This is a genomic window from Mesorhizobium sp. M0598 (assembly GCF_040320865.1).
GTDB lineage: Bacteria > Pseudomonadota > Alphaproteobacteria > Rhizobiales > Rhizobiaceae > Mesorhizobium.
Genome location: NZ_JAMYQL010000002.1, coordinates 322,700 through 335,497, shown reverse-complemented (window position 1 = coordinate 335,497; position 12,798 = coordinate 322,700). Strand labels below are relative to the sequence as shown.

Annotated in this window: 10 protein-coding genes; 7 read left to right on the top strand and 3 right to left on the bottom strand. The window is 61.9% G+C overall.

Features of this window, described 5'->3' with window-relative positions; genetic code table 11:
• Positions 1–30 precede the first annotated feature (30 nt).
• Positions 31–570 (top strand): hypothetical protein, encoded by a 540-nt coding sequence (locus tag NKI59_RS04760; RefSeq protein WP_352681714.1) that lies wholly within the window; start codon positions 31–33, stop codon positions 568–570.
• 28 nt (positions 571–598) lie between these two features.
• Entirely contained in the window at positions 599–1,018 is a 420-nt protein-coding gene (locus NKI59_RS04755) for an MAPEG family protein (protein WP_352681671.1), read from the top strand.
• A gap of 12 nt (positions 1,019–1,030) precedes the next feature.
• On the opposite strand, the gene rnd is transcribed toward NKI59_RS04755, so the two are convergent.
• Both rnd and NKI59_RS04745 read right to left on the bottom strand, forming a co-directional pair.
• Positions 1,031–2,182 carry a ribonuclease D gene (rnd, locus tag NKI59_RS04750; RefSeq protein WP_023674454.1) on the bottom strand — a complete coding sequence of 384 codons (1,152 nt, stop codon included), beginning with the start codon at positions 2,180–2,182 and terminating at the stop codon, positions 1,031–1,033.
• Between the two features lie 73 nt (positions 2,183–2,255).
• Positions 2,256–3,503 (bottom strand): MFS transporter, encoded by a 1,248-nt coding sequence (locus tag NKI59_RS04745; protein WP_352702736.1) that lies wholly within the window; start codon positions 3,501–3,503, stop codon positions 2,256–2,258.
• A gap of 257 nt (positions 3,504–3,760) precedes the next feature.
• Here NKI59_RS04745 and NKI59_RS04740 point away from each other — a divergent pair, with 257 nt between their 5' ends.
• The 4 genes from NKI59_RS04740 to aspS all read left to right on the top strand — a co-directional run bounded on the left by NKI59_RS04740 (position 3,761) and on the right by aspS (position 8,818).
• A complete protein-coding gene (locus tag NKI59_RS04740) occupies positions 3,761–5,029 on the top strand; it encodes an ABC transporter substrate-binding protein (RefSeq protein ID WP_352702646.1) in 1,269 nt (422 codons plus the stop codon).
• A gap of 68 nt (positions 5,030–5,097) precedes the next feature.
• Positions 5,098–5,970 carry a carbohydrate ABC transporter permease gene (locus tag NKI59_RS04735; RefSeq protein WP_352702734.1) on the top strand — a complete coding sequence of 291 codons (873 nt, stop codon included), beginning with the start codon at positions 5,098–5,100 and terminating at the stop codon, positions 5,968–5,970.
• Between the two features lie 19 nt (positions 5,971–5,989).
• Complete coding sequence (locus NKI59_RS04730) at positions 5,990–6,814, top strand: carbohydrate ABC transporter permease (protein WP_352702644.1); 825 nt, start codon at positions 5,990–5,992, stop codon at positions 6,812–6,814.
• Positions 6,815–7,027: 213 nt separating this feature from the next.
• Positions 7,028–8,818: an aspartate--tRNA ligase gene (aspS, locus tag NKI59_RS04725; RefSeq protein WP_352702732.1), complete on the top strand. Its 1,791-nt coding sequence runs from the start codon at positions 7,028–7,030 to the stop codon at positions 8,816–8,818.
• 80 nt (positions 8,819–8,898) lie between these two features.
• Here aspS and NKI59_RS04720 read toward each other — a convergent pair whose 3' ends face one another.
• Complete coding sequence (locus tag NKI59_RS04720; protein ID WP_352702641.1) at positions 8,899–10,092, bottom strand: aq_1923 C-terminal domain; 1,194 nt, start codon at positions 10,090–10,092, stop codon at positions 8,899–8,901.
• Between the two features lie 371 nt (positions 10,093–10,463).
• On the opposite strand from NKI59_RS04720, the gene parC reads away from it, so the two are divergent.
• Positions 10,464–12,716 (top strand): DNA topoisomerase IV subunit A, encoded by a 2,253-nt coding sequence (gene parC, locus NKI59_RS04715; RefSeq protein ID WP_352449279.1) that lies wholly within the window; start codon positions 10,464–10,466, stop codon positions 12,714–12,716.
• Positions 12,717–12,798 lie beyond the last annotated feature (82 nt).

Genomic DNA, 12,798 nt, shown 5'->3' with positions numbered 1-12,798 from the left:
CGCCATGCGTCTTGGCGCAATCTGGCGGCAATGATCCTGCGGCTGTCGCGCCACGCGGCCGCACTCTGTGTCGCCACCGTGGCGGTTTTCATCATCATGACGGCAATGGAGTTCCTCTATTTTCGCCAATTGAGCGGCGGTCTGCCGTCGCTCGACATGCGCTATACCGGTTTTACCCCGGATGAGGGCATGGCCTGGCTAACAGCCCTCGGCCGGCGCGGCAGCGAAATTATTCTCGTCTGGCATTACCTGACCTTCGACCTGCTGTTTCCGGCGCTGCTGTCGCTGACGATGGTCAGCCTGATCCTGGCCACGGGCCGGCGGCTGAAGAATTTCCGTGCACTGCCTGCGCAAACCCAGTCGATATTCGCGGTTGTGCTGGTGCTGCCCTACCTGCTTACCGACTATGCCCAGAATATCGCCGTGGCTCGTCTTTTGTCCGATTTTCTGTCGGCTAATCCGGATTCGCTATCCTTCGCTTCGGCGCTGATCGTCACCAAATTCGCCCTGCTGGCGATACCAGTGACCGTCACTGCGGCTTTCACTCTGATGGCTCAGAAACGGTCTTGAAGGCTGGGTGACAAAGACAGGGGGCATCTTGAACCAGACCGCGATCTTCTGGCCGATGCTGGCGCAGGTGCTGCTGGTCTATATCGTCTACGTCGTTATGGGCCGGCGCCGCCATGGTGCGGTCAGATCGGGCGAAGCCAAGGCCGGCCAGTTCAAGACGCGCTCGACGGAGCCTGGTTCCAGCGTCACCGTCGCCAACAATCTGAGCAACCAGTTCGAACTGCCGGTGCTTTTCTACGTCTTATGCTTGACGCTGCACGTGACTAATGGCGTCAATTATCTGACCTTGGCACTGATGTGGATCTTTGTCGTCTCCCGCTATCTTCACGCATCGGTCCACTTGACCAGCAATCAGCTGATCCTGCGCAGCAGGGCATTCTACCTGGGCGCGGTAGTTCTTGCACTTGGATGGATATGGCTAGCGCTGCATCTGCTCGGCTTGGTCTGAGCAAGCTCAAGGCTACAAATCGAACACAGCGATCTTGCGCTTGTCGAACCTGATGGCGAGTTCACCGCGCACCAGCTTGAGCGCGGCCTCGCCGAAGACGGCGCGCCGCCAGCCTTGCAATGCCGGCACGTCGGCTTCCTCGCCCTCGGCAGCGATGCGGTCGATGTCGTCACTGGAGGCGAGTACCTTGGATGCGACGCCCTCCTTTTCGGCAACGATCCGCAGCAGCACCTTCAGCAACTCCGCCGCAGCGCTCGACCCCTCCGGCGGCTGGAAGCTCTTCGGCAGCTTCGGCATCTCTTCCCTGGGCAGGGCAAGGGCAGCGTTTACCGCGCCAAGCAGTGCCGTCGCCGTCGACGAGCGCTCCCAGCCCTTCGGCGTGGTACGCAGCTTGCTCAGCGCCGCAGCGTCGCGCGGCGCCTGCTGCGCCACTTCGTAGATCGCATCGTCCTTGAGCACCCGGCCGCGCGGCACGTCGCGCTCGCGCGCTTCGCGTTCGCGCCAGGCGGCCACCGCCTGCACGATCGCCAGTTCCTGCGGCTTGCGCAGCCGCATCTTGAGCCGCTTCCAGGCATCCTCGGGATGCGGATCATAGGTCTCGCGCGAGGTCAGCACGTCCATCTCCTCGTTCAGCCAGTGGGCGCGGTTTTCCCGCACCAACTCGGCGCTGAGATGCTTGTAGACCTCGATCAGGTGGGTGACGTCGGCGAGCGCGTAGTCGAGCTGCTTTTCGGACAGCGGACGGTGGCGCCAGTCGGTAAAGCGCGAGGACTTATCGAGCCGCGCTCCGGTGATGCGCTGCACCAGCTGGTCGTAGGAGACGCTGTCGCCGAAGCCGCAGACCATTGCCGCGACCTGGGTGTCGAACACCGGATGCGGCACCAGATCGCCGAGATGCACGATGATTTCGATGTCCTGGCGCGCCGCATGGAAGACTTTGACGATCGCCTCGTTGGCCATCAGCCTGAAGAACGGTTTCAGGTCGATGTCGGGCGACAGCGGATCGATCAGCGCGGTCACCCCGGGCGCTGCCATCTGGATCAGGCACAGGATCGGCCAGAAGGTCGTTTCGCGAATGAATTCGGTATCGACGGTGACGAATTCCGCCTTTTCGAAAGCGGCAATAGCGGTCTCGAGTTCTTTCTGGGTGGTGATGACGTGCATCAAATCGCTTTTGGCAAGGGATAGGGTCTCTTTCAATTTCAGCCGCGCGCGCTTTCGTCAAGCGCAAGCACCTCTATCCAGGCTTTGCGGGTTCATCGGGATCGGCATTCCGCTTCGCCAACCGGGCAAAAACCGTCGAAGTGCGCAACAGCGCCGTAAAACGGCTGCGATGGGTGGCCGGGACGGCGGAGCGCGCCTGCATCCGGTAAAGGATGACGGCCACGAAGATCGCATAGACGGTGGCGCTGAACACGAACAGCGCGCTCGGCCCGAAAAATTGCATCACCGTCGAGGCTGCGAACGGCCCGCCGATGGCGCCGAAGGAATAAAACAGCATCAAGGCAGCGTTGATCAGCACGAACTCGCCCTTGTCGGCGCGGTCGTTGGAATGCGCCGCTGACAACGAATAGAGCGGCATGGCGAAGCAGCCGAAGATGAAGACGAGCAGGAAGTTGAGAAACGGGCTGCCGCCTGCCACGAATGCCAGCGCCAGTGCCGCCACCATCGCACAGCACGTCGTCATCAGCAGCACCGAGCGCCGGTCCCAGCGGTCGGAGAGATAGCCAAGCGGGTATTGGATGATGGCGCCGCCGAAAATGCCGACGCTGACGAAGGTGACGACGTCGGCGACCGACATGCCGATCTGCTCGGCATAGACCGGCGACAGGGTGCGGAAGGCGCTGTTTGTGACGCCGACGGCGATACAGCCGAAGCAGCCGAGCGGCGAGATCCGCCAGACGCGCGCCAAATCGAGCTTGACGTCTTCCGGCGGCGTCGGATTGGAGCGGTCGCCAAGCGAAACCGGCACCAGCGAAACGGTGATCATCATCGACATGATGGCGAAGATGGCAAAGCCGCCGGCACCAAAGATCGGGATCAGGAACTGGGCGCCCGTCACCGAGCCGATGTCGACCATCCGGTAGATGGCAAGCACCCGCGCCCGGTCGGTGTTGGTGACGCCGGAATTCAGCCAGGCTTCCATGATGGTGAACAGGCCGGCAAAGCAGAACCCGCCGGCAAAGCGCACGGCGCACCACATCACCGGATCGATGACCAGCACCAGAAGCAGCGTTCCCGCCGAGGCGATCGCCGCGAGTGCCGAAAAGGCGCGCACATGGCCGACGGACTTCATGATGCGGGTCACGGCAAGGCAGCCGAGCAGCAAGCCGGCGAAATAGAACGTGCCCATCAGGCCGATCGAGGAAGCGGGAAAACCTTCCTGCGCACCACGCAGCGCAATCAACGTGCTCTGCAGGCCGTTGCCGCCGAGCAGGATGCCGGCGGCGATCAGGAGGGGGATCAGCGGGCGGATGGAAGACATGAAGGAAAGCCTGTCGTTGATCCCTTCTTGAACCATCGCCTTCGCCAATGCCAGCGGCAATTCCCGGCGGCGTTGGGGCCAGCCGGGGGCTGCCGCGTGGCGCCGGACCTTCCGTGTTGGGAACCAAGGCGTATCTTTGTAGTTCAGTGCTGGTGGGCGAATACGCGTCTTGTGAGCTGCCGGTGTGCGGAGACGGTGTCAGGCATCGACGTCGTTTCTGCTGCCCGGCCTGAAGCTCTAAAGGGAGGTCCGCCATCATGAAATTTCATTCCGCATTTGCGGCATTTGCCGTGGCCGCAGTTCTGGCGGCCGGGCCGGCGCGGGCTGTCGACCTCGCCATGGTGTCCGGCGATACCGGCAACGGCCAGAGAATCCTTCGCGAGATCCTCGATCAATACGAGAAGAAGACCGGCAACAAGGTTAGCGTCGTTCCGCTGCCTCCCTCGGCGACGGACCAGTTTGGCCAATACCGGCTCTGGCTTGCCGCCGGAAGCAGCGACGTCGACGTCTATCAAACGGACATCATCTGGGCCCCCCAGCTTGCAAGGCAGTTCATCGACCTGACCGAAGCGACTAAGGATGTCGTTGGCGCCCATTTCCCATCGATCATCAAATCGCAGACCGTGGACGGCAAGCTCGTCGCCTTGCCGATATTCACCGACGCTCCGGCGCTCTACTACCGCAAGGATCTCCTCGACAAATACGGCGCCAGGGTCCCGGCCAGCTGGGCTGAACTTGCCGATACCGCCAAGCTTGTCATGGACAAGGAGCGCGCGGCCGGCAACAAGGACATGTGGGGTTTCGTTTTCCAGGGCAACGCCTATGAGGGGCTGACCTGCGATGCACTCGAATGGGTGAAGTCGAACGGCGGCGGCCAGATTATCGAGCCGGACGGCACGATCTCCATCAACAATCCGCAAGCAGCTGCGGCGCTGGAAATGGCGAGGAGCTGGGTGGGAACCATCTCGCCGCCCGGCGTTCTGGCCTACCAGGAAGAAGAGTCGCGCGGCGTCTGGCAGACCGGCAACGCCGTCTTCATGCGCAACTGGCCCTACGCCTACGCGCTTGGCAACAGCGAAAGCTCCCCCATCAAAGGCAAGTTCAAGGTGACCACGCTGCCGCCGGGGTCGGGTGAGGGCGCGCGCCCGGCAGCAACGCTTGGCGGCTGGAATCTCGCGGTTTCCAAATATTCGAAGAACCCGGATGCAGCGATCGAGCTGGTCAAATGGATCGCCTCGCCTCAGATGCAGAAGTACCGCGCCTTGAAGGGGGCATATCTGCCGACCATCCAGGCACTCTATGACGATGCCGACATCGCCGGCGCGCAGCCGGTCATTCCGCGCTGGAAGGAAGTCGTCCTCAACGCGGTGCCGCGTCCCTCGGCCCAGGCCAAGACCAGGTACAATGAGGCATCGAGCGAGTTCTGGACCGCCGTCCACAACACCATTTCCGGCGAGGGCACAGCCGCCGACAACCTTGCCGATCTGGAGTTCTCCTTGACCAGGCTCAAAGGCACCGCCTGGTGACCTCGCCGCGCTCAGGCTCGCTGCTGGCGCGTCAGCGTACGCGCTCGGCATGGCTGCTGCTTGCCCCGATGCTCATCGTGCTCGCCGCCGTTGCCGCTTGGCCGTTGATGCGCACGATCTATTTCGGCTTCACCGATGCCTCGCTCGCCGACCTCGAAGCCCGCCGCTGGGTTGGCTTCGCCAACTATTTCTCCGTCGTGCAAATGCCGAGCGGCCGCGTCGTCTATGACGGGCTCCTCGCCGATCCGGTCTGGTGGCGCGCCGTCTGGAACACGGTGCGCTTCGCGGTGATTTCGGTGACCTGCGAGACGGTGCTCGGCATGATCGTCGCGCTGGTGCTCAACGCCAAGTTTCGCGGCCGCGGCATCGTGCGCGCCGCGATCCTCATCCCTTGGGCGATCCCGACGATCGTCTCGGCGAAAATGTGGCAGTGGATGCTCAACGACCAGTTCGGCATCATCAACGACGTCCTGCTCAAGCTCGGCCTGATCAGCACCAAGATCGCCTGGACGGCCAGCGCCGACACGGCGATGGTCGCCGTCCTTGTCGTCGACATCTGGAAGGCGACCCCCTTCATGGCGCTTCTCATTCTCGCCGGCCTCCAGATGCTTCCACAAGAAATCTACGAGGTCGCCAAGCTCGACGGCGTCGGCGCGTGGAGAATTTTCTGGAAGATCACCTTGCCGCTCATCCGACCGGCGTTGATGGTGGCCGTGATCTTTCGCGGTCTCGATGCCCTGCGCATCTTCGATCTGATCTACGTGCTTACGCCAAACAACATACACACCAAGTCGATGTCGGTGTTTGCCCGCGAGAGCCTGTTTGAGTTCGACAAGTTCGCTTCCGGTTCCGCCGCCTCGACGCTTCTCTTCCTTATCCTCGCTCTGCTGACCATGCTCGTTCTTTGGCTCGGCCGGATAAGACTGGACAAGGACTATTGATCATGGGGGACTACTGACCATGTGGATCGTCAAGCGCACGGCTTTCTACCTCCTCGTCGCCGTTATCGTCGTCGTCGCGGTGTTCCCGTTCTACTACGCCATCATCACCAGCCTGAAATCGGGGACGGCGCTCTTCCAGATCGACTATTGGCCGACGACGATTACCTTCAGCAACTACAGGACCGTGTTCACCGAGGGGACCTTCCTGCGCAACCTCGTGAACTCGCTGTTCATCTCGAGCGCCGTTGTCGTCATTTCGCTGTTCCTGGGCGTCACCGCTGCCTATGCGCTGGCGCGCATCCGCTTCCGCGGCCGCTCGGCTCTGCTCCTCACTATCCTGTCCGTTTCGATGTTCCCGCAATTGGCGGTGCTTGCCGGTCTTTTCGAGCTGATCCGCACCTTCGGCTTCTACAATTCGCCGTTCGCGCTGATCTTGTCCTACATGATCTTCACCTTGCCGTTCACCGTCTGGGTGCTCAACGCCTTCGTTCGCGACCTGCCGATCGAACTGGAGGAAGCGGCGATCCTCGATGGCGCCACGCCCTGGATCATCATCAGCCGCGTCTTCCTGCCGCTCATGTGGCCGGCGCTGGCGACCACCGGGCTACTCGCCTTCATCGGTGCGTGGAACGAGTTCCTGTTCGCCCTGACGTTTACTTCCAGCAACGAGCAGCGAACCGTGCCGGTCGCGATCGCGCTGCTCTCCGGCAGCTCGCAGTTCGAGATCCCGTGGGGCAACATCATGGCCGCATCGGTGATCGTCACCGTGCCGCTCGTCATCCTTGTCCTGATCTTCCAACGCAAGATCATCTCCGGCCTCACCGCGGGCGGGGTGAAGGGGTGAGTGCATAGTTGAACTGCCGGCACAGACCAGCGAACTCAGATTGACGCCTCGAGCATGAATTGATGCCGGTGGGATAGGGCGGGAAGAACGCGAACTCGACCCAGCCGCCGCTTGCCTTGACAAATGCACCCTCCCATGTGCTTTTCGCGAAAATTTTCAGGCTGGGCCATCATGCCTTGGCCGCAACCCAACATCCGGACTTTAAGAATGACAATGCATCGTTACCGCAGCCATACCTGTGCCCAATTGAGGAAGCTCGACGTCGGCTCGACCGTTCGCCTGTCGGGCTGGGTGCATCGCGTACGCGACCATGGCGGCCTGCTGTTCATCGATTTGCGCGACCATTACGGCCTGACGCAGATCGTCGCCGATCCGGATTCGCCCGCCTTCAAGATTGCCGAGACCCTGCGCGGCGAATGGGTCGTCCGCGTCGACGGCGAGGTCAAGGCGCGCCTTGCCGACACCGTGAACCCTAATTTGCCGACCGGCGAGATCGAAATCTTCGCGCGCGAGATCGAGGTACTGTCGGCGGCCAGGGAATTGCCCCTGCCGGTCTTCGGCGAGCCGGATTACCCGGAGGACATCCGCCTCAAATACCGCTTCCTCGACCTGCGCCGCGATACGCTGCACAAGAACATCGTCGCGCGCACCAAAATCATCGCCGAGATGCGCAAGCTGATGGGCGAGGTCGGCTTCACGGAATTCTCGACGCCGATCCTCACCGCCTCGTCGCCGGAAGGGGCGCGCGACTTTCTGGTGCCGTCGCGCATCCACCCCGGCACTTTCTATGCGCTGCCGCAGGCACCGCAGATATATAAGCAGCTGATCATGGTGTCCGGCTTCGACCGCTACTTCCAGATTGCCCCCTGCTTCCGCGACGAGGACCCGCGCGCCGACCGTCTGCCGGGTGAATTCTACCAGCTCGACGTTGAGATGAGCTTCGTCGAGCAGGAGGATGTGTTCACCACCATGGAGCCGGTGATGCGGGGGGTGTTCGAGACCTTTGCCGCCGGCAAGCCGGTGACGGAGAAGTTTCCGCGCATCGCCTATGATGTCGCCATGCGCAAATACGGCACCGACAAGCCGGACCTGCGCAACCCGATCGAGATGCAGGCCGTCTCGGATCATTTTCGCGACTCTGGCTTCAAGGTATTTGCCAACATCCTTGCCAACGATCCGAAGGCCGAGGTCTGGGCCATTCCGGCCAAGACCGGCGGGTCTCGCGCCTTCTGCGACCGCATGAACTCATGGGCGCAAGGCGAGGGCCAGCCCGGCCTCGGCTACATCTTCTGGCGCAAGGAGGGCGAGAAGCTTGAAGGCGCCGGGCCGCTGGCCAAGAACATCGGCGAGGAGCGCACCGACGCGATCCGACAACAACTCGGCCTTGCCGATGGCGATGCCGCCTTCTTCGTCGCCGGCGATCCGAAGAAGTTCGTCTCCTTCGCGGGAGCGGCGCGCACCCGCGCCGGCGAGGAGCTCAATCTTGTCGACCGCGACCGCTTCGAATTGTGCTGGATCGTCGACTTCCCGTTCTTCGAATGGAACGAGGACGAGAAGAAGATCGATTTCGCGCACAATCCTTTCTCGATGCCGCAAGGCGGCATCGATGCGCTTAACGGCGAGGATCTGCTCGGCATCAAGGCGTTCCAGTACGACATGGTCTGTAACGGTTTCGAGATCGCCTCCGGCGGCATCCGCAACCATCTGCCCGAAACCATGGTCAAGGCCTTCGAAACCGTCGGGCTGGACCGCGCGACCATCGAAGAGCGCTTCGGCGGCCTTTATCGCGCCTTCCAGTATGGCGCGCCGCCGCATGGCGGCATGGCAGCCGGCATCGACCGCGTCGTCATGCTTCTGGTCGGCGCCAGGAACCTGCGCGAAGTGACCATGTTTCCGATGAACCAGCAGGCCTACGACCTGTTGATGAACGCGCCGTCGGAAGCCAGCCCGCAGCAGCTTCGCGAATTGTCGCTGCGCGTGGTGGCGACGAAGAAAGAGGATTAGAAAACGCTCCGAACCGGTGCTGTTGATTCATAAAGAAGCCCGGCATCGCTGCCGGGCTTTTTGCTTGAAGCCTGTCTCGATCAGTCTTCGTTTGCTGTAACCGTCACGCCAAGCGTTTTCGGCAGGTCGAGCGGGTTGGACATGGCGCCCGCCATGATCAGCGCGAACGGCACCGCTGCCGGCGGCTCGGCCGAGACCTCGATGCTTTGCGGGTCGTCGAGGAATTTGTTGACCGCGGCCGAAACCTGCGCGGTCAGTTCCGGATTGTTGAGCTGCGCCATGCCGAAGGGCACGATCGCCTTGGCCTGGTTGGCGATGTCCTTGCCGGACATGCCTTGCTGCTTGCCGGCATAATCGAGCACCTTTTTGGTCAGCGAATCGTCGTCGAAGCGGATCGAGGCGCTGTTGAACGAAAGCTGCTGCAGCAGCCCGAGCATGGCCATGCCTTGCGCCGAATTGTCCGCGCCTTCGGGCTGCGCTGCCATCTTCTTCTGCATCTCCTGCAGTGATTTGATGACGTCCAGCGTGTAGCCGCCGAGATCGAAGGTCATGCCGAGCGTGCCAGCATTGTCGACCGATATTTCGTATTTCGACAAGTCCATCCTGCCGTCGGTAGGCTGCCAGGTGCCTTCCATCTCAAGATTGCCTGATATGTTCTGGTAGCCGAGCGCGTTGATGACTTCCTTGGACTTCGGATCTTCGACCAGGGTCAGGTCGGCAGCGAATTTTTCCGTAGTGCCGGAAAACGCCATGGCCTTGCCGTCGGCCGGCGGCGTGATTGCGATGGCAAGCCCGTCCATCGAGAAAGCAGTTTTGTCAGCCACTTTGACTGTCATGTTGTCGAGCTCGGCCGATTTGTACATCATCAGCGAGCCCAGCGGACCGGTTGCGCCTTCGGCCGGAACCGTCATGTCGTGGATGACGAAGGGGCTGAGATTGAGCGTGACGCCATCTTCGCTGTGTTCGAACGGCGACGTCGATACGGTCGCGATTTGATAGCCGCCATTGGCTTCGGTCACACCTTCGAGCTTGACGTCGCCGATCTTGAGCGCCTCCTTTTCGGCCGCCGGTTTGACCGCCACGCCTTGCAGAACCATGCTGGAGGTGTCGCCGGCTACTCCGGTCCAGGAGAGGTCGACACCCTGCGCGGCGAGGGCAGCCTTCAGCCGGTCGGCGACCGCGGTATCCTGCGCGAACGCCGCATTCAGCGGCAGCGTCAGCAAAAAGGTCGAAAAAGCCAGTCTTTTAATAAATGTCGAGTGTCTGATCGTCATCGAGAGCTCCCCTGAGAGTGTCCTGAAATTCTTTTCAAATCGTCGCGTCGTCACCATTCGGTGACGAACTGGACCGGAAAATGGCGGGCCTCGGCACAATGGTCGAAAATCGCGGCCAAAGGCAAACCCGATCCATCAGGCTTGCGATAGAAACAGGATGTAACGGGTTGATGTTGGCCGGCGTCGTGACGATTCCAATTCCTGTTGCATAATGGATGTCGCGCAAAAGTGTGCAGCGGGTTTTGCGATAACGGCATGTATCAAAACAAGGACCTAAAGCGTCGCATGGGGCCGGTCGAATGCGACTCGCTTTAGGGGGATGCATACCGGTGCCTCTTGCCGCGAATCACCCGCTCGGCTAGTGCCAGCCCATGGGAAAAAGGCTTTTGCCGCCTGAAACTGGCGGCGGCGACAATATCGAGCCGGTCGATCTGAAGAAGGCGCTGGAAGAGCGCTATCTCGCCTACGCGCTGTCGACCATCATGCACCGGGCGCTGCCGGACGTGCGCGACGGGCTGAAGCCGGTGCATCGTCGCATCATGCATGCCATGCGCCTGTTGCGGCTTAACCCCGACCAGGGCTTTGCCAAATGCGCCCGCATTGTCGGCGAGGTGATGGGCAAATTCCATCCGCATGGCGACCAGTCGATCTACGACGCGTTGGTGCGGTTGGCGCAGGATTTTTCGATGCGCTACCCGCTGGTCGACGGGCAGGGCAATTTCGGCAATATCGACGGCGATAACGCCGCCGCCATGCGCTACACCGAAGCGCGCATGACCGAAGTGTCGACGCTGCTGCTGGAAGGCATCACCGAGGACGCCGTCGATTTCCGCCCGACCTACAACGAGGAAGACGAGGAGCCGGCCGTGTTGCCCGGCGCCTTTCCGAACCTGCTCGCCAACGGCTCGTCCGGCATCGCCGTCGGCATGGCGACCTCGATCCCGCCGCACAATGCGGCCGAGCTTTGCGATGCCGCGCTTCACCTGATCGATCATCCGGATGCGCCCGTCACCAAGCTGATGGATTTCGTGCAAGGTCCGGATTTCCCGACCGGCGGCATCATCGTCGACAGCCGAGCCTCGATCCTCGAAGCCTACGAAACGGGTCGCGGCGGCTTTCGCGTCAGGGCGAAATGGAGCCAGGAGGACCAGGGCAGGGGCACCTGGAACATAGTCGTCACCGAAATCCCCTATGGCGTCCAGAAGGCCAGGCTGATCGAAAAGATCGCCGAGCTCTTGATGGCGCGCAAGCTGCCGCTGCTCGAGGATATCCGCGACGAGAGCGCCGAGGACATCCGCGTCGTGCTGGTGCCGAAGAGCCGCTCGGTCGATCCCGGCATCATGATGGAATCGCTGTTCAAGCTGACCGAGCTCGAAAGCCGCTTTCCGCTCAACATGAACGTGTTGTCGCGCGGCAAGGTGCCGAACGTGCTGTCGCTGAAAGGTGTGCTCAAGGAATGGCTGGAGCACCGCCGCGACGTCCTGATCCGCCGCTCCAAGCACCGCCTCGGCGAGATCGAAAGGCGGCTGGAGATCCTCGCCGGCTATTTGATCGCCTACCTCAACATCGACGAGGTGATCAGGATCATCCGCGAGGAGGACGAGCCCAAGCAGGTGATGATGGCGCGCTGGTCACTGACCGACACCCAGGCTGAAGCCATCCTCAACATGCGGCTGAGGGCGCTGCGCAAGCTCGAGGAATTCGAAATCCGCGAGGAATTCAATGGCCTGACCGGCGAGAAGAAGCAGATCGAGGCACTGCTTGCGTCCGACGCCAAGCAGTGGGCGACGATCAAGTGGGAAGTCGCCAACGTTCGCCAGAAATACGGGCCCGACACCGAGATCGGCAAGCGCCGCACCGAGTTCGCCGACGCACCCGAGCATGACCTGACCGATATCGCCCACGCCATGATCGAGCGCGAGCCGGTCACCGTGGTCGTTTCGGAAAAGGGCTGGCTGAGGGCCATGAAAGGTCATCTGACCGACCATTCGGCCCTGACCTTCAAGGAAGGCGACAGCCTCAAGCTCGCCTTCCACGCCCAGACGACCGACAAGGTGCTGGTCTTCACCACCGGCGGCAAGTTCTACACGATCGGCGCCGACCGGCTGCCGGGTGGGCGTGGCCATGGCGAGCCGATCCGCATCATCGTCGACATGGACAACGACCAGGATATCGTCACCGCCTTCGTCCATGATCCCAAGCGCAAGCTGCTGCTGGTGTCGCATGACGGCAACGGTTTCATCGTGCCGGAAGAAGAAGTCGTCGCCAACACCCGCAAGGGCAAGCAGGTGATGAACGTCAAGGCGCCCGACGAAGCCCAGCGCTGCGTGAGCGTCGCCGGCGACCATCTCGCCATTGTCGGCGAGAACCGCAAGATGCTGGTATTCCCGCTGGCCGAGATCCCGGAGATGGGGCGCGGCAAGGGCGTGCGCCTGCAGAAATACAAAGATGGCGGCGTCCTCGACCTCAAGACCTTCACGCTGGCAAGCGGCCTGTCCTGGCAGGATTCGGCAGACCGCACCTTCACCAAATCGCGTGACGAGCTTGCCGAATGGATCGGCGCCCGCGCCTCGGCCGGCCGCATGGTGCCGAAGGGTTTCCCGAGGACTGGCAAGTTCGGGTGAAGCGGTAATCTCCCCCCTTGAGGGGGAGATGTCGCCGAAGGCGACAGAGGGGGTCGGAACGTCCAGACGCGACCCTTATCGC

Coding starts and splice junctions, on each gene's coding strand:
- rnd (WP_023674454.1), bottom strand. CDS start 2,182: ATGCACGTCATCACCACCCAGAAAGAACTCGAGACCGCTATTGCCGCT.
- NKI59_RS04760 (WP_352681714.1), top strand. CDS start 31: ATGATCCTGCGGCTGTCGCGCCACGCGGCCGCACTCTGTGTCGCCACC.
- NKI59_RS04720 (WP_352702641.1), bottom strand. CDS start 10,092: ATGACGATCAGACACTCGACATTTATTAAAAGACTGGCTTTTTCGACC.
- parC (WP_352449279.1), top strand. CDS start 10,464: ATGGGAAAAAGGCTTTTGCCGCCTGAAACTGGCGGCGGCGACAATATC.
- aspS (WP_352702732.1), top strand. CDS start 7,028: ATGCATCGTTACCGCAGCCATACCTGTGCCCAATTGAGGAAGCTCGAC.
- NKI59_RS04730 (WP_352702644.1), top strand. CDS start 5,990: ATGTGGATCGTCAAGCGCACGGCTTTCTACCTCCTCGTCGCCGTTATC.
- NKI59_RS04740 (WP_352702646.1), top strand. CDS start 3,761: ATGAAATTTCATTCCGCATTTGCGGCATTTGCCGTGGCCGCAGTTCTG.
- NKI59_RS04735 (WP_352702734.1), top strand. CDS start 5,098: ATGCTCATCGTGCTCGCCGCCGTTGCCGCTTGGCCGTTGATGCGCACG.
- NKI59_RS04745 (WP_352702736.1), bottom strand. CDS start 3,503: ATGTCTTCCATCCGCCCGCTGATCCCCCTCCTGATCGCCGCCGGCATC.